This window comes from Methylophaga sp. UBA4204 (assembly GCF_002379485.1).
Lineage (GTDB): Bacteria > Pseudomonadota > Gammaproteobacteria > Nitrosococcales > Methylophagaceae > Methylophaga.
In genome coordinates, this window is sequence record NZ_DFTU01000005.1 from 47,193 (window position 1) to 47,773 (window position 581).

Annotated in this window: 1 protein-coding gene; it reads left to right on the forward strand. The window is 37.9% G+C overall.

The annotated features are described in order from the left end of the window. Window positions 1–201 precede the first annotated feature (201 nt). Window positions 202–581: histidine kinase (locus tag B3182_RS00700; RefSeq protein ID WP_292751124.1), on the forward strand; the 380-nt coding region annotated here is incomplete at its 3' end.

Sequence of the window (581 nt, forward strand, 5' to 3'; positions counted from 1 at the left end):
GATTCAAACCACCCCCTCACCAGTAATTTACTAACCGGTTTACCTTTATGGCTGGAAAACAGCCTGAAAGATTATCTTGGGCATACTGAAATCATCACGACGCCGATTATGTTTGCTAAGCAGCATATCGGGGATATTGTTATTCGGCCTAATTTCAGTGCCGAATGGGATGATATTAGAACCTATATCAGGAAGTCATTAATGCCATTAATTCTGACTTTTTTGGTTGGAAGTATACTCATTGCAATAATTGCTTCGATAATCCTATTGCCTGTTTCAGAAATGTTGCCTAAGAAAAATAAACAGGCACAACCGTCACGAAGACCATTTGCTTTGCTTCGATTAAATCAATTATTGGCCGTTAATAAGCAACTGAAACTTTTAAAACAACGTTATCTGGATACCGATCAAAAAATTGATGTGTTGAATCAACAGTTAATCACAATTCAAGAAGCTGAACGAAAGCGGTTATCGGCTGAATTACATGATGAGATAGGCCAACATTTGACTGCTATCCAATTCGATTTAAATACGATTAAACACTCTGCTTCTCTGGATGAAGCAAAAAACAGTGCAGCAGC